Annotated in this window: 27 protein-coding genes; 1 reads left to right on the forward strand and 26 read right to left on the reverse strand. The window is 41.9% G+C overall.

What is annotated here, in order from left to right; genetic code table 11:
* The first annotated feature begins 65 nt into the window (after positions 1-65).
* Positions 66-935 carry a YitT family protein gene (locus tag B9Y67_RS17560; protein WP_394460402.1) on the forward strand — a complete coding sequence of 290 codons (870 nt, stop codon included), beginning with the start codon at positions 66-68 and terminating at the stop codon, positions 933-935.
* 629 nt (positions 936-1,564) lie between these two features.
* On the opposite strand, the gene B9Y67_RS17570 is transcribed toward B9Y67_RS17560, so the two are convergent.
* The 26 genes from B9Y67_RS17570 to B9Y67_RS17695 all read right to left on the reverse strand — a co-directional run bounded on the left by B9Y67_RS17570 (position 1,565) and on the right by B9Y67_RS17695 (position 23,400).
* Positions 1,565-2,248, reverse strand: a complete 684-nt coding sequence (locus B9Y67_RS17570; protein WP_085508681.1) for a zinc metallopeptidase — start codon at positions 2,246-2,248, stop codon at positions 1,565-1,567.
* A gap of 64 nt (positions 2,249-2,312) precedes the next feature.
* Positions 2,313-3,056, reverse strand: coding sequence for a sporulation protein YpjB (locus B9Y67_RS17575; RefSeq protein WP_085508682.1), 744 nt, complete (start codon positions 3,054-3,056; stop codon positions 2,313-2,315).
* Between the two features lie 67 nt (positions 3,057-3,123).
* Positions 3,124-3,708, reverse strand: a complete 585-nt coding sequence (locus B9Y67_RS17580; protein ID WP_085508683.1) for a lipoprotein heptaprenylglyceryl N-acetyltransferase LhaT — start codon at positions 3,706-3,708, stop codon at positions 3,124-3,126.
* Positions 3,709-3,793: 85 nt separating this feature from the next.
* Positions 3,794-4,600, reverse strand: coding sequence for a menaquinol-cytochrome c reductase cytochrome b/c subunit (locus tag B9Y67_RS17585; RefSeq protein ID WP_085508684.1), 807 nt, complete (start codon positions 4,598-4,600; stop codon positions 3,794-3,796).
* 32 nt (positions 4,601-4,632) lie between these two features.
* A complete protein-coding gene (gene qcrB, locus B9Y67_RS17590) occupies positions 4,633-5,307 on the reverse strand; it encodes a menaquinol-cytochrome c reductase cytochrome b subunit (protein ID WP_085508685.1) in 675 nt (224 codons plus the stop codon).
* A gap of 2 nt (positions 5,308-5,309) precedes the next feature.
* Positions 5,310-5,819, reverse strand: a complete 510-nt coding sequence (locus B9Y67_RS17595; RefSeq protein ID WP_085508686.1) for a QcrA and Rieske domain-containing protein — start codon at positions 5,817-5,819, stop codon at positions 5,310-5,312.
* Between the two features lie 131 nt (positions 5,820-5,950).
* Positions 5,951-6,406, reverse strand: coding sequence for a YpiF family protein (locus B9Y67_RS17600; RefSeq protein ID WP_085508687.1), 456 nt, complete (start codon positions 6,404-6,406; stop codon positions 5,951-5,953).
* An 85-nt stretch (positions 6,407-6,491) separates the two neighbouring features.
* Positions 6,492-7,058 carry a ReoY family proteolytic degradation factor gene (locus tag B9Y67_RS17605; RefSeq protein WP_085508688.1) on the reverse strand — a complete coding sequence of 189 codons (567 nt, stop codon included), beginning with the start codon at positions 7,056-7,058 and terminating at the stop codon, positions 6,492-6,494.
* A gap of 21 nt (positions 7,059-7,079) precedes the next feature.
* The gene (locus B9Y67_RS17610; RefSeq protein ID WP_369668772.1) at positions 7,080-8,366 is read right to left on the reverse strand and encodes a tetratricopeptide repeat protein; all 1,287 of its coding nucleotides are present in this window, start codon (positions 8,364-8,366) and stop codon (positions 7,080-7,082) included.
* The gene (locus B9Y67_RS17615; RefSeq protein WP_085508689.1) at positions 8,367-9,242 is read right to left on the reverse strand and encodes a hypothetical protein; all 876 of its coding nucleotides are present in this window, start codon (positions 9,240-9,242) and stop codon (positions 8,367-8,369) included. It abuts the gene before it with no gap.
* A 66-nt stretch (positions 9,243-9,308) separates the two neighbouring features.
* Positions 9,309-10,598, reverse strand: a complete 1,290-nt coding sequence (aroA, locus tag B9Y67_RS17620; RefSeq protein ID WP_085508690.1) for a 3-phosphoshikimate 1-carboxyvinyltransferase — start codon at positions 10,596-10,598, stop codon at positions 9,309-9,311.
* Between the two features lie 11 nt (positions 10,599-10,609).
* Positions 10,610-11,710 carry a prephenate dehydrogenase gene (locus B9Y67_RS17625; RefSeq protein WP_176224042.1) on the reverse strand — a complete coding sequence of 367 codons (1,101 nt, stop codon included), beginning with the start codon at positions 11,708-11,710 and terminating at the stop codon, positions 10,610-10,612.
* Positions 11,707-12,813, reverse strand: a complete 1,107-nt coding sequence (gene hisC / locus B9Y67_RS17630) for a histidinol-phosphate transaminase (RefSeq protein ID WP_085508691.1) — start codon at positions 12,811-12,813, stop codon at positions 11,707-11,709. The genes B9Y67_RS17625 and hisC overlap by 4 nt, the downstream gene beginning before the upstream one ends.
* Entirely contained in the window at positions 12,810-13,190 is a 381-nt protein-coding gene (gene aroH / locus B9Y67_RS17635) for a chorismate mutase (protein WP_085508692.1), read from the reverse strand. Before aroH ends, hisC begins: the two co-directional genes overlap by 4 nt.
* Positions 13,187-14,266, reverse strand: a complete 1,080-nt coding sequence (aroB, locus tag B9Y67_RS17640; protein WP_085508693.1) for a 3-dehydroquinate synthase — start codon at positions 14,264-14,266, stop codon at positions 13,187-13,189. Before aroB ends, aroH begins: the two co-directional genes overlap by 4 nt.
* Position 14,267: 1 nt before the next feature.
* Complete coding sequence (gene aroC, locus B9Y67_RS17645) at positions 14,268-15,434, reverse strand: chorismate synthase (RefSeq protein WP_085508694.1); 1,167 nt, start codon at positions 15,432-15,434, stop codon at positions 14,268-14,270.
* Positions 15,435-15,711: 277 nt separating this feature from the next.
* A complete protein-coding gene (gene ndk / locus B9Y67_RS17650; protein ID WP_085508695.1) occupies positions 15,712-16,158 on the reverse strand; it encodes a nucleoside-diphosphate kinase in 447 nt (148 codons plus the stop codon).
* Between the two features lie 90 nt (positions 16,159-16,248).
* Positions 16,249-17,223, reverse strand: coding sequence for a heptaprenyl diphosphate synthase component II (gene hepT / locus B9Y67_RS17655; protein ID WP_085508696.1), 975 nt, complete (start codon positions 17,221-17,223; stop codon positions 16,249-16,251).
* 16 nt (positions 17,224-17,239) lie between these two features.
* On the reverse strand, positions 17,240-17,947 hold the full coding sequence (locus B9Y67_RS17660) for a demethylmenaquinone methyltransferase (RefSeq protein WP_085508697.1): 708 nt from the start codon (positions 17,945-17,947) through the stop codon (positions 17,240-17,242).
* A gap of 3 nt (positions 17,948-17,950) precedes the next feature.
* A complete protein-coding gene (locus B9Y67_RS17665) occupies positions 17,951-18,745 on the reverse strand; it encodes a heptaprenyl diphosphate synthase component 1 (RefSeq protein ID WP_254901834.1) in 795 nt (264 codons plus the stop codon).
* A 108-nt stretch (positions 18,746-18,853) separates the two neighbouring features.
* Positions 18,854-19,078, reverse strand: coding sequence for a trp RNA-binding attenuation protein MtrB (gene mtrB / locus B9Y67_RS17670; RefSeq protein ID WP_371872035.1), 225 nt, complete (start codon positions 19,076-19,078; stop codon positions 18,854-18,856).
* Positions 19,079-19,245: 167 nt separating this feature from the next.
* Positions 19,246-19,518 (reverse strand): HU family DNA-binding protein, encoded by a 273-nt coding sequence (locus tag B9Y67_RS17675; RefSeq protein WP_037985717.1) that lies wholly within the window; start codon positions 19,516-19,518, stop codon positions 19,246-19,248.
* A gap of 737 nt (positions 19,519-20,255) precedes the next feature.
* Complete coding sequence (gene spoIVA / locus B9Y67_RS17680) at positions 20,256-21,734, reverse strand: stage IV sporulation protein A (RefSeq protein WP_085508699.1); 1,479 nt, start codon at positions 21,732-21,734, stop codon at positions 20,256-20,258.
* A gap of 181 nt (positions 21,735-21,915) precedes the next feature.
* On the reverse strand, positions 21,916-22,635 hold the full coding sequence (locus tag B9Y67_RS17685; RefSeq protein WP_085508700.1) for a hypothetical protein: 720 nt from the start codon (positions 22,633-22,635) through the stop codon (positions 21,916-21,918).
* A gap of 23 nt (positions 22,636-22,658) precedes the next feature.
* Positions 22,659-22,856, reverse strand: a complete 198-nt coding sequence (locus tag B9Y67_RS17690; RefSeq protein ID WP_085508701.1) for a DUF2768 domain-containing protein — start codon at positions 22,854-22,856, stop codon at positions 22,659-22,661.
* Positions 22,857-23,139: 283 nt separating this feature from the next.
* Positions 23,140-23,400 carry a stage VI sporulation protein F gene (locus tag B9Y67_RS17695; protein ID WP_062446391.1) on the reverse strand — a complete coding sequence of 87 codons (261 nt, stop codon included), beginning with the start codon at positions 23,398-23,400 and terminating at the stop codon, positions 23,140-23,142.
* Positions 23,401-23,422: the final 22 nt, after the last annotated feature.

A 23,422-nucleotide genomic window follows, 5' to 3' on the forward strand; every position in this document is an offset into this window, starting at 1 on the left:
CTTTGACGATATTTGATTATAATGGTAGACATGCACGCGACTGTGGAAAGGAGGATATAAAATTGATTTTAGGGTTAAAGTATAAAAACATTTTCTTCATTTTACTTGGATCTGCTATCTTCTCATTCGGACTTGTACACTTCAATATTCAGAACAACTTAGGAGAGGGCGGCTTTACAGGTATCACCCTCCTCTTGTTATTCTTATTTAATTGGGACCCTGGAATAATGAATATCGTACTGAATGTCCCGGTATTAATTGTTGGTTGGAGAATTCTTGGAAGGAATACTTTCTTTTATTCCTTGATTGGAATCTTTGCTGTTTCCGTCTTTATCTGGCTCTTTCAAATATATACCATTGATATTAATCTTCAATCAGATATGACACTGGCCGCACTTTTTGCAGGTGCATTCGTCGGGGTCGGTCTGGGAATCATTTTCAAATTCGGAGGAACAACAGGGGGAGTCGATATCATCGCCAGGCTGATACATAAATATTGGGGCTGGTCGATGGGGCGTGCGATGTTTGTTTTTGATACCGCCGTCATTTTCACATCTATTATCACCTATTTGAATATGATCCAGGGGATGTATACGTTAGTGGCTGTCTATATAGCAGCCAGGGTTATTGATTTGATTCAGGAAGGAGCCTATGCAGCAAGAGGCGCTACCATCATTTCCTCGAAGAGTGAAGCGATAGCTGCAAAAATATTGAAAGAAATGGACCGGGGAGTCACTGTACTGGAAGGTCGTGGATCATTTACCGGAGAACGTCGAGACGTGTTATATTGCGTTGTCGGTAAAAATGAAATTGTTCGCCTGAAGAATGTCATTGACGCTATTGATCCTCATGCTTTTGTAGCAGTTACATCCGTACATGATGTGTTAGGCGAAGGGTTTACATTGGATGAAAATAAGAAGCCAATTGAATATTAAGCGCAATATAAAGCTTATTCAATTAAAGGGCCGAAAAGTCGAAGACTTGATTTCGAGATATCTAGGGTTCTTTACCATAAAAGTATCTGGGGCGGCTGGGAAACTACTCGCTTTCCTGTGGGGGAACTGGCGAGCTTCCTCGGGCTGTCGCCCTGTGGGATCTCGCCTAGGTCCTTCTCCCACGGGAGTCTCGCAGTTTCCCATCCACCCAATCTGAAAGGTGAGAGAAAAGAACCCTTGTTATAGAGGAGACTGTTTCTACAATCACTGTTACAAGCATGTTTTACAAGTAGTTCTCTCTTATCTTAGGTAGAAGGACTGCATAACGATGTTTCCGTTTTTCCCATAAACGAAAGGAGGGCCGAGAAATTGCGAGACTCCAATGGGAAGATAGTACATGGTGAGATCCCGCAGGGCTTTAGCCCGAGGAAGCTCACCGTACGCCCATGGAAAGCGAGTAATTTCCCGGACCTCCTAACCGTTACTGGCGTAACGGAAACAAACTATCTCGAAACTGAGTCTTCAAGAAAAGGGAGCTTTTCTGTAAAAGTTAGTGTGAAATCCAACATAAGAATAATCAAGATAAAAAAATCAGGATGCCGGGATTTCTTGGCACCCTGATTTTTTACTTAATCTTCGTTCATCGCGAAAAACATTAAAAGGAAACGGATCAATTCTGCTAGAGCTACCAGTGCAGCCGCGACATATGTCAATGCAGCAGCATTCAAAACCTTCTTCGTTGGACGCTCTTCGTTGTTGGTGATGACTCCAGTTGAAACCATTTGCTCCATTGCTCTGTTGGAAGCATCGAATTCGACCGGCAACGTAATCAGCTGAAACAAAACAGCTGCAGCGAAGAAAATGATACCCAATAGCAACAGACCACTCATCCCCAATAATGCTCCCCCAATGATGAGGAAAATAGAAATGTTAGAACCAAAACTTGCAACAGGGACTAAAGCAGATCTTAAGCGGAGAAAAGCATAATCCTGTGAATCCTGTATAGCGTGACCGACTTCGTGTGCTGCTACGGCAGAAGCAGCCATCGAATGACCGTGAAAATTATCAGTAGACAAACGGACTACTTTTTTTCTAGGGTCATAATGGTCAGAGAGCATCCCTCTTGTTTCCTCTATTGAAACATTATATAATCCATTATCATCTAAAATCTTCCTTGCCACCTGTGCTCCTGTCATGGAAGATGACGTCGCAACCTTTGAATATTTTTTATACGTACTCTTCACTCGTGACTGTGCCCACAACGGTATAATCATCAAAATGGCCACATAAATCAAATATGATCCTAAGCCCATGTTCATTCCTCCATCAAAGTTGTATATCTCTATAGGTTAATATTAGTCAATTGACAGAAAAAGGTCAACTATTTGAATTGCGTTTATAAAGCCTTTCTTTAACCGCTTTTTTCTCGGCCTGATACTTCCGATAACCCACGTACAATAGTGTCAGTATGATACATCCGCCGACAATAATAATTGTCCATACCAGGGCATCAAGACTCATTCCTCCTCCTGGTTCTTTCTGCATCATTTCTATAGATAAGCTGAGTATGCGGTCAATTTCTTCAGCTTCATCAGCCTGGGATAATAGGTTGTAATGATGATTGAATTGTTGAAAGAAAGCTTCATCAAATGTGAGAGCAGCTGCAGGGAGAACACTTCCCCAAAACGATTTAATATCTTCTAATGAAGTGGTATTATCTATACCTATTTGATTATGATATTGTTCGATGTTTTCGAGTAGCTTTTCTTTTTCTTTCACAATTAAACGTGGTTCCTTATTAACTAATGCATCCAGCCATAATACCAGGCCTAAGTGTTCATAAAGCAGGGAATCGATATCTCTTTGAGCTCCCAAAGCATGTTTCTTTATCTCCTTAAACTCAATAAGATGATCGGGGTGATTTTCTTGCATATAGTTTTCCAATCTTTCTTCATTGTAGCGCAGTAAATTATGGGAAAGCGATAAATCGCCTTCTTTGACAGCTTCATAATACTCGTCCAAAAAGTGTGGAATCGTATTAGGGGCAGCAGCTTGAACGTGTATAGACAAAATCCCTATCAATAGTAGTAACAGCCCAACAGTCGATGATTTACGCAGCATTGTGCCCACCTCTTCTTCTAGGGTTCTCTAACCATTTTATGAGAAGAGGGACAAGATTAGACCTGCTTTACAAATAGGTTTTCTTCAGCCTTGGCCGCACAGCTAATACATAGGCTATACCGATACTTGCCATACTTAACCAAAATGTAAAATAACCAATAGGATTGATAAATTCCATCAACGGCCCATAGATTGGCATTTGTTCAAAAACATAATCAATAATGTCATTATGAACGGTCCACACAGCAGCGACAGCTAAATGTCTGATTTTCATTTGGTAATACGGAGCATATAACAGACCTTGGATAGCCATTGCCCCATGTGAAATAATCAACATATATCCCGTCCAGTGTAATGATCCTTCTACCATTAAGGTTAAAAAGTTCATGACCACTGCCCAAATTCCATATTTAAACAAGGTCACCATCGCAAGTGCACCGATATAAGGTGCTTGTTTTCCAAAATACATTATCAGCAGGAAAATCGTGAAGAACAGACTGGCTGTTGGGCTGTCAGGAACAAATAATAAAAATATCGGTTCTGTCTGCTCCAGTTGATAACCATACCAAATGTAGCCATATACGGAGCCAGCTAAATTAATTAAAAACAGGATAAAGATAAATGTCCGATTGGCTAATATGTTATAAAACAAGCAAGCCACCTCCGCCTTATGTAATCAAATTAACAAATATAAGAGAAGCCGCGCTAATGAATAGCGCGGCTTTCATCTTTTTTAATTAATGACCTTCTCCCCCGCTGTCTTCTCCGCCTTCGCCTTCACCAGCGTTAGCAATGAATTCAGCAAGCTGCTGTAATTCCTCATCAGAACCATTGAACATATCTGCAGGCATATTGCCGATACCATTGACAGCAATATCTTTGATTTCATCTACTGATTTCTCAGTTTCAATTAAAGATGGGTTACTGCCTTGTCCTTGTAACTGGTCCCCGTGACAGCTCAAGCAGTTTTGCTCATATATTGCGTAGCCAGGGTCTTCGGTATCAATTTCAGGACCTTCTCCCTCTTCTTGAACACCGTACTGTTCAGAGCGTTGTTCATAGTCAACTTCTGATACAGATTCGTAAGTAAGCCAGAATGTTGCAATGAAACCCAGCAGCATCAGCCCTGTAGCAATCGGTCGCTTTGTCGGATGGCGATCCGGGCCGTTATCCAAAAACGGAGCCAGCAACAATGCACCGAACGCCAAGCCAGGCATAACAATCGCACCTAGTACGATGTAATTACCACCGGCGAATTCATATTTCAGGAATTGATATAAGAATAAGAAATACCAGTCTGGTAACGGAATATATGATGCATTAGTCGGATCAGCCTGCTGTTCCAAAGGTGATGGATGTGCAGCAGTTACAATTAAAAATCCGATTAAGAAAACCGCTCCAACCAGCCACTCTTTTAATAAGAAATTGGGCCAGAAAGCTTCCGTACGACCCGGATATTCAGAATAATCTTTAGGTATGTTCGGTTTGCGTTCCGCCGGAATACGTGAGTCACCGACGAACTTCATGCCTTTACCCCTATGCACAGCGTTCCCTCCTTTTCACAAAAACTGTCATCTTATAGTGGTCCGGAAATACCTTGTTTACGTATCATAATGAAGTGCGCTGCCATTAAACCAAATAGTGCTGCAGGCAGGAAGAACACGTGAATAGCGAAGAAACGTGTCAATGTCTGGGCGCCTACGATTTGTGGGTCACCCGCAAGTAATGTACGCAAATCATCACCAATGAAAGGTGTTGCCGCAGCGATTTCCAAACCAACCTGAGTCGCAAAATAAGCTTTGTTGTCCCACGGCAGCAGGTAACCTGTGAAACCAAGACCAAGCATTACGAAGAATAACAATACTCCGACAATCCAGTTCAATTCACGAGGCTTCTTATAGGCACCCTGGAAAAACACCCGTAAAGTATGTAGGAACAACATTACGATAACCAAACTCGCACCCCAGTGGTGCATCCCACGGACGATTTGTCCATGTGCGACTTCTTTTTGCAAGTAATAAACAGACTCCCATGCATTTTCAATGTCTGGGACATAGTACATCGTCAAAAACATTCCGGATAAAACCTGGATGACTGTCACAAAAAATGTCAAACCGCCAAAGCAATATACAAATGCTGAAAAATGATGGGCAGGATTGACATGTTCAGGAACTTCATGGTCGGCAATATCACGCCACAACGGGGTGATGTCCATTCGCTCGTCGACCCAGTCATAAATCTTCTGCAACATGATTAAATCCCACTCCCTCTTGATATGGCTTGTCCAAGGTAAAGCATGCCTTCTTCCACTTTATGCTCATATACTGGTAGCGGAGCAGTTGGTGGAGTATTCGGTACGTTTACCCCATCTTTGGTGTAACGGCCGCCATGGCATGGACAATAGAATTCATTTGGAAACTGCTCTTGCGAGTTCCAGTCCACGGTGCAGCCCAAGTGCGTACAAATGGGAGAAAGGGCTACGATTTCGCCGTTCTCATCTTTGTATACCCAGGCATTTTTTTCAACCTCTGATTCATACCAGCCATCTTTCTGGTCTACTTTCCAGTTAAATCGCTGTGGTTCATTGGTTATTTCGCTCTCCTCCACAACAGCAGCAAAGTCACCTGCAGCTGACGGCTTCAATACTGGATCAATAGCAAAACGAACCATTGGAGCAAGCATTCCTGCCGCCATGAAACCGCCTACACCGGTTAACGTGTAGTTCAGGAACTGACGTCTGGATACTTGTTTTTTATCGCTCATATTTTTCCCCCCTCTATGCTGTAATCCATTATTCATGGATATTTTACACACAGTTTACTAGGACATTACCATGATAGCGCAAACTTATGTGCCGGTCAATAAATTATCGGTGAAACGAGAAAAATTTGTCATCACCAATAAGATCTTATCATTTCGGCAATTTGACTTACTTGCTCTTTAATGAAAGACTGTGCTTCTGAGCTTTGCAGGTTACCAGATTGTAACCCGGGCAGCCAGATGACCTCTCCATCGATATCCTTGCTCGCTTTACGCCAGTTGACATCAAATGTAAAAAGAAATACATGCTCGAATGGAAGTTCTGTAAATGCCTCAACCCAACGGTTAAGCCTGGCTGTCTCCCTATTAACTTCGCCAGATAAGTAATAATACTCCGGAAGTAATACTATCCTGCCTTTATATTCTTTTTCAATCTCGTTGACAAACATATTCAATAGTTCCTTTTGAAAAGCCTGTTTTTTCATCTGCTCGTCTTTTTGAGCCCCGAATGGTATTAAGGGTATAATCAGGGTGTCGATGTATTCTTTCGCCTCTACATATTGCGAAATATCATGATGGGTCCATTTCATCAATCATCACTATCCTTTCCAATCTTCCTACATTTTACTAAAAATCTGCAAAAATAAAAAACTGAATCGGGTACGATCCAGTTTTTTATTTCTCAGCAATTTCCGCTAATTCCTGCTTGACCTTTTTCAAAAGGGCCGAGACGCTGTGGAATGCATCTCTATCCCCATTATCAAGGGCTTCATCTATTTCACGCTCCAGCTGCTGCTTTTGGTGCTCCAAAAGACTGATGTCCAACAGCCTGCCTGCCAGCTTCTTATCTTTTGCAGTTAAATAATGATTGAGTGGTACGTATGGATTTTCTTCTAATACCGCTGCATACCGTGCTGATTGGTTTGCTTGATCGAAATTCAATTGTATATACAGAGGTTCCTCCTGGTTCAAGCGGATATCATGGAAAGACTTTTCGGCATCAGTCGTCATGACTTTATCTTTGTAGAATCGGAACGGTGGTGCTTTTACTCCCTGGGCACTAATAAGAATTCCTCTGGGACAAAACTCGACTTCATCGACAAAGTGGGCATGCTGCAGAATCGCTTCATGATTGATCAAGTAATTCAAGATCCATACGCTTTCTCTTTTCTTCAATTGATAATGATTTAAAAACCACCGGACAAAATCTTTTTTATCTTGAACGGATATAGGTGTTTCCATTTACACCCCTCCCACATCGTATTACGTGATATCCTCTTCACGATTCTCCAAACGATGAACGAAATCCTCTATGTCACTGTCAGTAGGTTCAATTTTCATATACTCTCGGAAAATACGGACGGCTTCTCCCATCCTCCCTTCTTCGACTAAGAAATAGCCATATTCTTTCAAAAAGACACTATCTTCTTTAAAGGAATTATATGCAACTTCATAATGATTTATAGCCTCGGAATATTGTTCTTCTATCTCATAAGCTTTGGCCAGCTCCCAGTGGTAGTTCGGGTCAGCTTCACCAAGATCAAGCAGATGCTCCAATAAATCAATGATCGCTTCATAGTCTTCATCTTTTTTGTAATTTTCTATTAAAAACAGGATGGCTTCTTTATATCCCGGATCTAAGCTGACTGCTTCTTTCATGGATTGATAGGCTTCTTCTTTCTTACCTTGTCGGTGGGCAAGCGTACCTGCAAGGTGATAGAGCTCTTTATTGAATTCGTCTTTCGCATGGCCGCTGTGTGCCATTTGATAAGCTTCTTCCATCATACCCTCGCTCTCGTACGCCTGTGCCAGTAAAGGGTATACGGATTGGTAATAAGGGTCTCTTTCCACAAGATCTTCCCACACCTTTATGGCAATATCGGTACGGTTGGCCTGGAATGCTACAAAGCCATAACGGAATTTAATATCAGCATTTTCTTCTTCTACTTTTTGGAAGTGGGCCAGGGATTGTTCAAAGTCCCCTGTGGCTGCATAAGCCTCGGCAAGTCTTGCCGCCACCTCAATGTCTCCAATGATCGGCTCACGGCTGTATGCATTCTCATAAAACGGTATGCTCTTATTGTATTCCCCATTAGAAAAGGAGAGTTCTCCTAATGCGAAATCAATGACAGCTTCATTAGGTGCCGCCTGCTTGGCCGCCAGCAATTTTTGTTCCGCTACTTCAAAAAGCCCTTGGGATTGATAGAGATCGGCAAGCTGCATCAAAGACGGCAAATAATCTTCGTCTTCCGGGCCAAACTGATTCAAAAGTTCTATCGCTTCCTCATCTTCTTCCAAGTCGATATGAATTTCTGACAACATAATCTTCAATTCATTTTCTTTGGGGTATCGCTGACTCAACTCTTTAAGAATCATTTTCGCTTCTTCTAACATCCCCCACTGGATATACAACTCTGCGATTGTAAAACGTTCCTCTTCATCCGCTTCAGGCAAATAGGATTGTAATGTCTTTAATGCTTCATCTGTCCGGTTTGCTTCCATAAGCCGGACGGCTTGTTGTATTTCCTCCATATGGACATCCTTTCTCATCTATGCAAAATGCATCGGTATCGAAACCTTCCTGTGTTTCCCAATCATGTTATCATTCATGATCTCCTGATTCACTTGAACTACTTCTCCATTCATAATGGTAACGTCAGGAACAGACCCATGGTACCTGATTTCGGTTGGATCATCAATTACAGTGCATCCGTCATGTAAATGCAAATTGTAATCAGCCTGTCCACCTGGCATTAAATCACCCTTATATGGATATATTCCTGCCCTTCTAAGGTTATTGCTTGTCAAGGGATGTTCCGTTATAGGATCTTTCAACGTAATCATATCACAATGTTCAACTGTTTTTTTCCATGCATCATATAATTTTTGTGAATCTTCCCCCTTCACCTTAATAAAAGGAGCAATAGGGATTCTTGTATAACTCTGCGCTTGTGCCAACCATTCCCAAGCGACATTTTCCATGTCTTTTTCTGTGTGTAACTCAACTAAGATAAAGGGCGCTTTTTGCATTCCGAAGAATCGAACCATAGCTGGAGTCAGTAGTCTAGGGGCAACGACAGGGGATATCATATAATCCATGGGTAATCCTGCAAGCATGTGAAGAAACGAATGATATTTTTGTTTGAATAGATGAGTAGTCGTGATTGGCAGCTGCACAAGTAATAAGGTACATCCACGGATAAGATAGTCCAAACTGAGTTTCTTCTTGTCAACAGATGAATATAATGGTGCAGAGTGATCGACCATGACATACCCTGGGGTAACGTGGTAGGCATCCACATTTAACTCAATCGGATGGGATGAAGAAAGGAACTTCCTGACGAAGCAATCATCCTCAACAAGCACTTCTTTATTAACCCAATTTTCTTTGTGCCAGGTCCGCTGATAAAAATAGTAAGCTCCCATACTTGTCCACCTCCGACAGGCTTTCTATAAGGTATGAGAGCTTGGGCTATTGTATGATTAGCTTCGTTATTTTTTCAAAGAATCTAAATCTTTGAAAAATCCAGGATAAGAAATGTCGATGCATTGGCCATTTGACAACACAGTTTCTCCTTTCGCTATCAGTGACGCTACTGCAATCATCATGCCGATGCGATGATCCATAAAGGAATCAACCTCAGCCCCTGTCAAAGAAGCTTTACCGTAAATAGTTAAACCATCCTCTTCTTCTTCTACCTCTGCACCAAAACTGCTAAGAACCTGTGCTACTGCCGCAATTCTATCAGTTTCTTTCACACGCAGTTCACCAGCATCTTTAATTTTTGTAACCCCACTTGCCTGAGTAGCCGCCAGCGCCAGGATTGGAAGTTCGTCTATTAAAGAAGGAATCATCTCCCCTTCAATCACTGCTCCTGTCAGCTCCTGGTATTTAATTTCCACATTACCGACCGCTTCTCCTCCTATTTGACGTGTTTCTTTTACAGTGATATCGGCTCCCATCATCTCCAGAGCTTTTATTAGTCCAGTTCTTGTAGGATTGATTCCTACATCTTCTACCAGAATAGAACTTCCTGGTATGATGGCAGCTGCCACCAGGAAAAAAGCTGCAGAGGATATATCCCCTGGAACAGCCAAGTCCGCAGGTTGTAATTGCTGGCCACCCTGAATGGTGATTTCTTTGTCCTGGATGGAAATCTCTCCCCCGAATTGTGGGAGCATTTGCTCTGTATGGTCCCTGGTTTTTACTTGTTCTATAATGGTTGTCTCTCCTTCAGCAACCATCCCAGCTAACAGTAACGCAGATTTAACCTGAGCACTTTTCACCGGCATTTCATAGGTAATACCTTGCAGGTTATTACCTGTAATCGCGAGGGGCAGTAAGCGACCCTTACTTCTTCCCTCAATGTTAGCCCCCATTTCCTTCAATGGACCTACCACTCGATCCATTGGCCTTTTTGATAAGGAAGGATCACCATAACAGGTAGTGAATAAAGGAAGGCCCGCCAGCAAACCTGTAACTAACCTTGCAGTGGTACCGGAGTTCCCAAAGTATACTGGTCGTTCCGCTTCTTTCAACGATTCCAGTCCATTACTCCTGATTGTCAGGTTTGACCCAGACTGGTCAATATCCACTCCTAATTCTCTAAAGACCTGAATAGTTCGCATACAGTCCTCACCTGATAAAAAATTCGAAATGTGGGAGGTTCCTTCTGCCAATGAAGAAAATATGACAGCACGGTGGGAAATGGATTTATCACCGGGCACTGATAGTTTACCGTCAATAGCATGTTCCATTGGTTTTAATGTAATTTCACTCATGGCTTGCCCTCCTACTGCTCTATAGTAACCTCGTAATCATGAGATTCAAGTAACCTTTTGCTTTCTTTCTGTTCTTCACTGCTTTGGAAACTAATCCGAAGCACACCTGTTATTCCTTCTCTGACTTCTAAAATTTCTATGTTTTTGATGGAAATATCATTATCTGCCAAGTGTTCAATGACATGAAGCAACGCCCCTGGCTGATCATGGATATCAACATAGATATCATAAAAAGATGGAATTGCTCCCTTTTTCTTTGCAGGCAAACCATCACGATAATGTTTAGCTTCCAGGAGATAATTTTCTGTAGCTGTCCCATCACTGGTTGATAAAAGAGTTCTCACTTGCTCCATTTCTGTGATCCAGTCATCAAGCATGGAAATCAAGACCGCTTTGTTCTGAAGGAAAATATCTCTCCATAACACGGGGTTACTGGAGGCGATTCTTGTAATATCACGAAACCCGCCGGCTGCCAAATCTTCTAAAAAAGGATGAGTCTTTTGCCAGTTACGTGCCTGATGGACGAGAGAAGAAGCGATCAAATGAGGAAAGTGAGAAATGACCGCCGTCATCTCGTCGTGTTCTTCCGTTGTAAAAACTAAGAACCTTGCTTTAGCAGGCGACAGCACTTCCTTAATCCTGGCGACATCTTGTTCATCTGCCTTCGATGAAGGAGTAAGTACATAGATAGCATTTTCAAACAGGTGCCCTTTTGCTGCCTGCAGCCCTTGTTTATGTGACCCCGCCATCGGGTGTCCACCGATAAAGGTCACAGCAGAATTTGTTATTTTTTCAGCCTGATTCATTATTTTGCCTTTTACCGATGAAACATCGGTGACCAATAAATTCTTTTCCAATTGTATTTCATTTAATTGAGCCATATATCCTAGTGTCATGGGAATGGGGGTAGCAATAATTAGTATATCCGCCTTTTGAACGCCTGAGATGAAATCATCACATATTTCATCAACGGCACCTTTTTCAAGTGCTAATCGGCACGTTTCATCATGGGCATCCATGCCAAGCACATGAAAATGCCGGCGGGACCGGATACTCATGGCAAGTGAACCGCCAATTAACCCAAGTCCCGCAATCATTACCGTTTCTTTCACTTTTGCGCACCTGTCTTCTTAGAAGAAAGAAAATGACCGATTTCATCCTGGATTTGTTCCATGATTTCCTTGCTTCCAATAGTCAGACGGATGCTATTAGGTATGCCAAGTGCTTCACCAGAACGGACAATAAATCCTTTACTTAATAAATGCTCAAATATGGCATCCCCACTTACAGGCAGATTGATAAGAAGGAAATTGGCCTGGGAATCAAAATAACCTAGTTCATGCTCATCACAAAACTTCATCATCATTTCACGATTGCTCTTATTGCGTGCAACCGATTCGTTTAAGAATTTATGATCATCCAAGGCTATCATGGCAGCAGCTTGTGCAATAGTGGAAGTATTGAAAGGTTCGCGAGCTGGATCCAGCTGATGAATGACAGCTGTTTGGGCGACACCATACCCGATCCTTAACCCTGCCAACCCGTATGCTTTTGAAAAAGTCCGCAATACAATTAGATTAGGGTGATTCGCTACACCGGAGATAGCATCGTAATAGTCAGAAGCGTCCATGTATTCGTAATAAGCTTCATCCACTACCACCAATACATCGTCAGGACACCGTTCTAAAAAGCTTTCCATATCCGGTTGTGAAATATGAGAACCTGTTGGATTGTTCGGCGTGCACAGCCATACCACTCGCGTATGCTCATCTATTTCGTTAATCATCCGATCTAAATCATGATAGCCATCGACAACTGGCACTTCCCGTATTTCAGCACCTTCAATTAATGCGTTATGCTTATATTGCGGAAAGGTTGGGGTGGCCATAACTGTATTAGTCCCTTGCTCCAGATAAGTTCTGCAAATAATTTGGACAATTTCATCCGATCCATTTCCAAATATCAGTTGAGCAGGATCTACATTCAACTTCTCACCCAGCTTTTTCCGCAATTCAGCAGCATAACCATCTGGATATTTTTCTAAACCGGCAACCAGATCAGGAAGCTCTTTTTTAACCTGTGGAGAAAAGCCAAAGGGATTTTCATTCGATGCTAATTTGACAATTTCCTTTAGACCATATTCTTTTTTCACTTCTTCAATTTGTTTCCCAGGTTTATAAGGTTTCATGGTTTTTAAAATTTCTTTTGCTTTCATGACAATTCTCCTTTCGGCTTTTGCAAATCAGGTCGTAACTTACGGGCATTATAATGATAAATATGTTCTACCTGATCCTGCTGCAGCTCGGTTTCTGCCGTGACCATCACTCGAACACATTTGGGAAGTGCATCAGGGACTTTTATTTCCTGCATACACATAACAGGCACATAAGTCCATCCCTCTATCTTCCGAAGTGATTTTGCCGGAAATGCCGCGTTCAAATCAGCTGTCGCTGAAAATAAAACCGAAACGACATTTTTAGCTTCCACTTTATTTTTATCTATCAGGTCCATCATCATTTCATACGCTCGTTCAACGATTTCTTCTCGATCATTAGTCTGTACTGTGGTTGCTCCTCTGATCCCCCTGATCAACAGCTCATCACCTCTTCTTTAAAACGATTTAATAATTCAGTCAGTTCTGTTTCTTTTATTTCCCTCATGACTGGCTTTCCCAGTTCCTCTAATAACACCATATTCACCTTACCCGATGTTGATTTTTTATCTTTTTTCATACGGTCTACTAATGAACTGGTATCTAAGTGAGTTAAAACATCTAACGGATATCCTTGTTTACCAAGCCATCCATATAAGTTTGCTATAGGCATGGCTGCCTCCAACTTTTCCTGGCTGACATACATGGCAAACAATAAACCGATCGCTACTGCTTCCCCATGTGTCACATGTCCATAACCCGCTTCCGATTCTATTGCATGCCCGAGTGTATGACCCAGGTTCAGATATTTTCGGATTCCAGTCTCTTTTTCATCTTGTTCGACAACGGAAGCTTTGATCGCTATTCCTTTTAATAGGTGCTCTTCAAGTACCTCTGCTATTGCCTCACTGCCTAGTGATCTAGAAGTTACATCTTGAAATAAATCCGGATCATCCAGACACCCGTGTTTAATAATTTCTGCATAGCCTGAACGTAATTCATGATAAGGTAAGGTCTGCAATGTCTCGACATCATATAAAACCTGAACCGGGCTATGGAAACATCCAATCAAGTTCTTTCCAAGTGGGTGATTGATAGCAACCTTGCCGCCGACACTGCTGTCATGGGCAAGTACTGTGGTGGGCATTTGAATATAGTCAATACCTCGCATATAAGTAGCAGCAACAAACCCAGCTAAGTCGCCAACAACTCCACCTCCCAGAGCTATGATTAATGATTTTCGATCAAGACCGTTTTCTATACATGCAGTCAATAATTCTTCATAGTGGCTCATCGACTTGGCTTGTTCACCTGCAGGAAAAATGACTGTATCTACAGGCATTCCCGACAAAGAATGCTTCACATCTTCCAAGTATAGTGGCGCTACCTGACTGTCAGTAATAATCATAACGTGAGAATAGTTTTCTTCGATAAGACTGCCGACTGTATGGCGAAGCCCTTTACCAATCTGTACCTTATAGGAGTGGTTACTCGCGTGTATGGATAATTCCTTCATGCTAAAATCTCCTTACCTCTTCCCGGTATGCGTCAACCGCCTGTTTCATTCTAGGAAAATAATCCCCAGGGAACTGTTCCATCATCGCGCGAGCCAATTCAAAGGCCACTACATGTTCCATAACCACCCCTGCTGCTGGTACGGCACAGGAGTCGGACCTTTCAATGCTGGCAGCAAAAGGCTCTTTCGTATCGATATCGACACTTTGCAGGGGTTTATATAGAGTAGGAATTGGCTTCATCACACCCTTTATTACCAGTGGCATGCCCGTTGTCATTCCACCTTCGAAACCGCCTAGACGGTTTGTCTTACGGTAATAACCACGTGACTCTTCCCACGCAATTTCATCATGTACCTTACTGCCATTTCTCCTGGCTGCCTCAAAACCGATTCCGAACTCTACACCTTTGAAGGCATTGATACTTACGACACTTCCAGCAATACGGCTATCCAGTTTGCGGTCATACTGAACATAGGAACCGACTCCAGGAGGCATACCTTCCACATACACCTCTACAACTCCACCAATCGAGTCTCCTTCTTTTTTCGCCTGATCGATCGCATCCATCATCTCTTTTTCCGCTTTCTTATCCAGGGTTCTTACAGGAGAAGCTTCTGCGATATCAACCCGCTCTTCCAATGTCATAGATTCATCAAAGCTGCTCACTATTCCTGCTATTTCTCTGACATAGGCTCCAACCTTAATGCCAAGTTCATTTAGCAAAACTTTAGCCACAGCTCCTGCAGCCACCCGGGCAGCTGTTTCCCTGGCTGAAGAACGTTCCAGAACGTTGCGTAAGTCTCTATGCCCGTATTTCATGCCACCATTAAGGTCGGCGTGCCCCGGGCGCGGGCGTGAAATTGTCCGGCGAACTTCTTCATCATCAGGGATGGGATTTTCACCCATGATATTTCTCCAATGTTTGAAATCATCATTATTGATGACGAGTGAAATCGGGGAACCCAAGGTGTAGCCATGGCGTACCCCCGCTGTAATTTCTACTAAATCTTTTTCTATTTGCATACGACGTCCACGACCGTAGCCTCCCTGGCGCCGCAACAAGGATTCATTTATTTGGTCATTTAAAAGTGGTAAATGGGATGGTATTCCTTCAATAATGGTAGTTAGTTGTTTTCCGTGTGATTCTCCAGCAGTCAAATAGCGCATGGACGTCCCTCCATAGTATAAATTTTATGTTCTACTATATCATATCTTAGCAAACTTGTGTGCAATAAATTTTTTAATAGGTTAAAACATAAAAGCGATAAAGCGAGCAGGTATTGGCCAAGACATAATTAATCGGGTTTTATACCAGGCTCTCTGTAGGAAAATCCCAAGTATTTAAAAAATCCTTTTCCCATCCGTCAGAAATAAAAAAAGCTTGCAGAGAAATCGATTTCTCTGCAAGCGGCTCGTACTTCCCAAAGAACGTTTTTAAATTGGTTTAGTAAACCCAGTTATTATCATTTTTATCATAAGTCAGGACTTGTTCTTCATCAAAGAAAAGGGAAATTTCACGTTCAGCACTTTCCGGTGAATCAGATCCATGAATGACGTTTTTCCCTACAGTTACGCCAAAGTCTCCGCGAATAGTTCCAGGTATAGCATCTTGAGGATTTGTTTTACCCATCATCTGACGAGCTGCAGCGATTACATTTTCCCCTTCCCATACCATTGCAAATACAGGACCTGAAGTAATAAAGCCAACCAATTCACCAAAGAAAGGCTTTTCCTTGTGCTCCCCGTAATGCTCTTCCGCAAGTTCGGAAGGAATGTTCATCAACTTTGCTCCAGCAAGCTTGAAACCTTTGTTTTCGAATCGGGAAACAATTTCTCCAATTAAATTACGTTGTACACCATCAGGTTTAACCATTAGAAAAGTTTTTTCCATCCTCAACACCTCATCATTATGTATTTGTGTAAGCGCTTAAAAACGTCACCGAAGAAAATTTTAACAGATTCCAACGGTGGTGGCAATCTGTTAAGACTTTCTTTTACCAATATATTTTGCGATCCCGCGTAATGTTTGTTTCGCTCGACCTGCCGGCAGCACATCAAGTGCTTGATAAGCTTTTTGCAAATAACGGTCACTGAGCTCCAGCGAACGATCCAGGGCGTCCCCTGCCTTAATCTTAGTTATGATAGGAGCGATGTCTTCAGGAGTCAGTTTTTCCGTATCTTCCTGGAATAGCAGGTGCAGCTCTGAGGCTATCCCTTCATCTTCCATTGCATAGAGTACTGGCAGGGTAATATTTCCTTGTAATAAGTCACTTCCGGCAGGTTTGCCCAATTCTTCTTCCGAAGCAGTGAAGTCCAATACATCATCGATGATTTGATAAGACATACCCACAAAGTAGCCATAACGATAGAGAGCCCGCTCATATTGGCGCGAGGCCTCCGAAGCGATGGCTCCAAGCTGGCAACTGGCCGCGATTAAGAGGGCGGTCTTCCGTTTGATGCGAAGCAGATAGTCTCTTATATTCTGATCCAGTCGGTATTTATCTTTCACCTGTTCAATCTCCCCAAGACACAACTCTACCATTGTCTTTGCGAGTACTCGATGGGCATGTGGGTCTTCCAGAGCGGATAAGGACTCTAATGAACGTGCAAATATGTAATCTCCCGTATACATGGCTATTCTGTTATCCCATTTCGCTTTGATCGTCGGCTCCCCTCTTCTCAACTGGGCATTGTCAACAACGTCATCATGGACAAGCGAGGCCATGTGAATAAGTTCCAAAGATACGGCCACTGCCTCCATACGATCTAAGCGATAATTTCCGAACTTTCCTCCCAATAAAACAAAAACAGGACGGATCCGTTTCCCTCCTGCGGCTAATAACTGGGTAGAAGCTTCACGTAATACAGGGTGCTGGGCTTGTATCGTGTTATTGATAGACTCTTCGATTTTCGCTAAATCTTGTTTTAAAAAAGAATAGATCATAGCTAACTTCATGGTGCCCACCCTTGTGTTATGATAATTTTTCTCCCATATGCATTGCTGCAACTCCACCGGTAAAAGATTTAACTTTTATATTACTTAACCCGGCTTCCTCAAACATCTGTTTCAATTCCTCTTTCCCAGGAAAATCTCTTGCAGATTCGTGAAGCCAGCTATATTCCCGATAGCTTCGAGCAAACAATTTACCGAATACAGGCATGATGTACTTGAAATAAAAATAATAAGCTTGCCTGAAACCAGGCATTGTCGGCTGGGATGTTTCCAGACAAATCACTTTACCCCCTGGTTTGACGACCCTTGCCATCTCCTTTAAAACTTGAAGATAATCCGGCACATTACGCAGCCCGAAGCCGATTGTCACATAGTCAAAACTATTATCTTCAAATGGTAGATCCATCGCATTACCGTGTTCAAATTCGATTTGACTCATACCATACTCCAATTTCTTTTTAATTCCGACTGATAACATATTATGACTGAAATCAAGTCCGATCACTTTCCCATCTTTACCTACTTTATCAGCCAGGGCCACTGTCCAATCCCCTGTGCCACAACAGACATCCAGGGCTTTTTCCCCTTTCTTGACGTCCATTTTATTCATGACATCTTTACGCCAGGCCTTATGCCGCTGAAAGGATATGACTGAGTTCATCACATCGTAGCGTTGATAGATTTTTTCAAATACATGATGCACGCGTTCTTCTTTGGTCTGTGGCATGCTTTATCCCTCTTCTGCGAATTGTTTCGTGTAATTATGGTCGTCCAAGGTTGAATGAACGTATGATTTTAACTGGTTAAAATGTAAAGGAAGCTGTGAAATAGTCATTTCCAGCCGTGAAATATTCTTTTGAATGATATTTTCTACCGTGTTCATCATTTGATTATAGCTAGTATTTGTCCTTGGACTTTTCAACAATAGATCAAATAGCGGAGAGAATCCGTTCTTTTGAATATTTTTCTTCTCATTCAACAGCTTTTTAGTAAGGAGCCATTCACCAGCTACATCATTAATGGTGGTCCGTTGAACATAGGATGCGACACGCTGAATCAACAAGGATTCAATATCTCTCAAACCGTTCATGAATTCCTGGAACGATCCTACATCTTTGTAGTACAGTTCCATTTTTTGCTCATTGATATCTTTAATGGCAGAAGCCAGCGTATGGATCATTGGAATATCGTCTAACTGAGATAGTAAATAATAATACATCCCACTATAATAATCTCCGGCCAACACTGTCAGCTGACGGCTGCGGACCGTCTCCTGTTCTTCGTCTTCATCCGTTAAAGTGACAAGGTCATGGGTATCCAACGCTACTTGAACGAGCATGGTTGTTATGATGTATTGCTCTTTTTTAACTTCAGGTAATGTCGTATCATCCATAATGGAAGATAAAAGCATAAGCTTGTCCTCATCAATTACCGGTTCAGGAATGAATTTCGATAAAAAAGGATGGCGAACTTTAGCAATTATTTTTTGTTTTAGCGTTTGGATTTCATGTTCAACATTGCTCACCTGGATCACCTGAGTCCTTTCTGAAAGGCGTTTACAACACAAGTATTATAGCATAATTCGTTGTAGAATGCCTCCGTTATGTATGAAACAACTAAGTAAACATAACCATTAATCCGCTTCGTTCGTCACTTCTCCATGACTGGTCTGGATTAATGCTTTTCCTCTAATTTTAACAGCTGAAGTATGCTCGGTGAATTGAGCAATCATCACTTCATTTTTATCGAGTTTCTCCGAGTGATGAAATCTGGTGTCGGTGCCCCTGGTCAAACCTATTACATTGACCCCGTCCTCTAAAGCTTTGATTACAAAGAAATCGTTTCCTTTCAAATCCACTTCAAACCACTCCCCTTATTCTGTAAATTTAATATCGCTTACATTGGATAGAATGTCAATTTTTCCGTTTCCTACAGTCTTTATTCTGGCTAGGAAATCACAATTGATACCATGAAAAAAAGGGTGCGCAAATGGCACCCTTTTTTCCACTTGCCCTATGTAGGAAATTACTTAACAGCATCCTTAAGGGCTTTACCTGGTTTAAACGCAGGGACTTTGCTGGCAGAAATTTCAATTTCTTCACCAGTTTGAGGATTGCGGCCTTTACGGGCAGCACGCTCACGTACTTCAAAGTTCCCGAAACCAATCAATTGTACTTTGTCACCATCTTTAAGTGAATCCATGATTGATTCAAATACGGAATCAACTGCTTTTGTAGCATCCTTTTTAGAAAGATCAGCTTTTTCAGAAACAGTGTTGATTAGATCTGTCTTGTTCATGATATTCACCTCCTCTCGGGCGATAATCCATTCTCAGGGCTCTCCATAATGGATGCACTGGAACATTTAATTTGAACAAGCTGTCATCATTGATTTGATGACATGCCTTATATTAAACGAGATTTCAGTGAAATTCAATAGAGAGTTGCACCAAAACCGCTTAATACCGCAATTTATACCGGTTAAGCACCCTTGCGGTACATGAAGCGTACCATATTCATTTTCAGGATGCAAGAAACGTGCAGGCCTTGGTATGACAGCGTTTGTGCGATTTTCAATAAAGGCTCTCTACGATATTACGACACCCTGCTTTCAATCTCCTGCTAATTCGAAAAATATTTTTCAAAAACACTGAAAAACTAAGGCTTGCCGCCGAGTACATACGGCGAAAACCTTAGGATATTATCGTCAAACATATAGTCTTTTAAACGTGGTTATTGATTTTTCATAAGAGATTCATTCAAAAACAGGGCCAAAAAGACGAAGACTTAATTTCGAGAAATCAAAGGTTCTTTATCATAATAGAGTCAGGGCTGGCTGGGAAACTACTCGCTTTCCGAGGAAGCTCACCGTACGCCCATGGAAAGCGAGTGATTTCCCGGCCCTCCAGAGGCACTCATCCGTAACGGAAACAACATATCTTGAAATTTATTCTTCAACAAAAATCAGCTTAGATGTAAACCTCCACTGATATTAATTAAGAGCATCCAATAAAAAAACGGCCCTCTCAAGAGCCATTATAGTATAATTGCAATCATTCCGCCTTGACCTTCGTTAATGATTCTTTCAAGCGTTTCTTTTAATTTATAGCGGGCATTCTCCGGCATGAGTGATAATTTAGCCTGAATTCCTTCTCGTACGATTGAACTGAGTGAACGACCGAAGATGTCAGAATTCCATATTGATAATGGATCCTCTTCAAAGTCCTGCATTAAATAGCGGACAAGTTCCTCACTTTGCTTCTCTGTTCCGATTATCGGTGAAAATTCCGAATGGACATCAACTTTAACCATATGGATGGAAGGAGCGACCGCCTTCAAACGTACGCCGAACCTGGAACCCTGTCTGATTATTTCTGGTTCTTCCAATGCCATGTCATGGAGCGTTGGAGCAGCAATTCCATACCCAGTTTGCTTTACCATGTTAAGTGCTTCTGCCACTTGATCATACTCTCTCTTTGCATGTGAGAAGTCCTGCATAATTTGTAACAGATGATCTTTCCCCCGGATTTCTTCCCCGACAATCTCTTTAAGTACTACATCGTATAAATGATCCGGGGCCTGGAGGTCGATTTCAGCTACACCTTCCCCTAATTCCATACCAGAAAGGTTTGCTCTTGAAATATATTCATAATCATCGAAATGACCAACTACCCGACTGACATCCCGCAGACGTTTGATATCCTGTACTGTTTCTTCAATGGCAGATTGGAAGTTGTTCCTTAGCCAATGCCCCTCTTCCAATACCATTACCCAGCTCGGCAGGTTGACGTTTACTTCCAGGACAGGGAATTCATATAACGCCTCTCTCAACACATTGTTTACATCGTCTTCCCGCATGGCTTCCACGGATAAAGCAATGACAGGGATATCATATTTCTCACTCAGTTCCTCCCGTAGTAATTCTGTATCCTTGTGATAAGGCTGCACAGAGTTGACTACCATGATGAAAGGCTTACCAACCTCTTTCATTTCCTCCACAATTCTTTCTTCCGCTTCGACATATTCACTGCGTTCAATTTCCCCGATGGTGCCATCGGTCGTTACTACTACTCCGATCGTCGAATGATCCTGAATGACTTTTCTTGTACCAATTTCTGCAGCCTCGTGGAACGGAATAGCCTCTTCATACCAAGGGGTGTTAATCATTCGGGGCCCGTTTTCATCTTCATATCCTACCGCCCCTTTAACTGCATAACCTACACAATCTACCAGCCTGATATTGACGTCCAGACCTTCATCCACAGCAACAGAAACAGCCTGGTTCGGGACAAACTTAGGTTCGGTAGTCATGATCGTTTTCCCGGCAGCACTTTGTGGCAGCTCATCCATTGCCCGTTCACGATCAGATTCATCTGCCATTTGCGGCAGAACCACCAGTTCCATGAATTTCTTGATGAATGTGGATTTACCTGTACGGACCGCCCCGACAACACCCAGATAAATATCTCCATTCGTCCGTTTGGAAATATCTTTGAAAATATCGACTTTTTCCAAAAGATCCCCTCCTGATCTGCCTCGACTCATAAAACTTATACGAGCTATGACATTATGATTCTATGTTGTTGTCCTAATAGAATATGACTGTTTTTTTCACCTTTTTCTACAACAAAAAAAGCATAAGGAACCGGCCAGTTGATCTGTCCAGTCTCTTATGCTTATGATATATTTATTTCCTCTATGCCTCCGACATAAAAACCGGCTCACCATCTTCTATCGTATACGGGTGAGAATATACCGGCACAAATGGTGAATGATCCACCAATAAAAATCTGATATCATCTCCTGGCTGATAATCATGATCTTTATTTTGAATATAATTATATAAATCTTTTCGGTAGTCCACCACTAACTCTCCGCCTCCTGTAATATAGACGGGTAATGGCTCCTGAGAGTAGGGACTGGTGACCGTCAACGGCGCATCCAGACCGAGCTTTTCATAATCCAAATCAAATATCCCCTTGGAAACTTGAGATTTATAAGGAGGATATTGGTTGTTTTGCTCATAACGATTGAGCTGTGACCTGATCGAACGAAGCTCCTCGGTAATACGCAAATCTATCAATTTGACGGTAGGATTGTTCTCCGGGTCCACTAAAACATACTGGTAGACACCCCCATTTTCAAAGGCATTACCTGGTGTCTCAGAAATAAGACTCTTTTCTTTTAATTTATTAAAATCGATAACATACTTCTGGAAGATCGGTGTGTCTTGTTCTTTCGTTTTAATCGGTAATAGCCCTTGTTCTTGTTCTTTATAGGAATCGATCGCTCTTTGAACATTCTCAAGCTGTACCTCATTAGGAACGTTATTTTTGGAAAGACGGTCATTGGGATATAAACAACCTGTCAAAAGGAATAATGTCAATAAAGCTACAACGATACCTTTGATTTTCATAAATTAGCCTCCCTTGCCAGCTACTAACCGGTTGGTCCGCTGAAAACGATGTAAAAGATAATAAACCCGGATAAAATCATAAATATGTAGGCTAGAACCGCCACAACCCCCGCCAGAATCCCTTTTAATTTGTACCGGCTCAGCATAATGAGCCCAATGGCCAGAAACATAAAAATGATGCCAGCAAGAGATATATACATATTCAACATGGAAGTAGACATTTATATTCCCCCAATCGTCTAACTCTGTATTCACCTCAGGTATTATACCATAGTGGTTGTCCGATTCCCCAATGAATGCATAAGAAATGAGACTGCAGCAAGATCTTATTGGAAAATTTCTATCTGTTTAGACAGGTATTTTTCCACCCGCCTATTTTCCAACAATGAGCCTGTTGCAGCCCCTTGACTAAATAATCCCCACGGCAGCTCAAATAGAATGGTTGCTGCGAGTTATCTTATGCAGTTGATGGGATGCCCGTATAATCACATGCCCAACCACCGTTTATTTTTTAAACAGTTGGTTCAAACTGTTCATATCAAGCGGCATATTTTGGTTAATGATCGCCTTAACGATTTTGTCTTCCTTTTCTTTAGAAACTGGTTTATTAGCCATCCTTGATAATTGTCTCACTAATTGACGGATTGTCTTTTCATCTGAAAAATCAGCGTTTTTTACTGAATCGGCTACTTTGAATATTTCATCAGGCGATACATTTGATTTCTTTTGAATTTGATCAAAAAGATTCCTTTGAAAATCACTCACTCAATGTCCCTCCTCGTGCATA

Source organism: Thalassobacillus devorans (assembly GCF_900176565.1).
Taxonomy (GTDB): Bacteria; Bacillota; Bacilli; order Bacillales; family Halobacillaceae; genus Thalassobacillus; species Thalassobacillus devorans_A.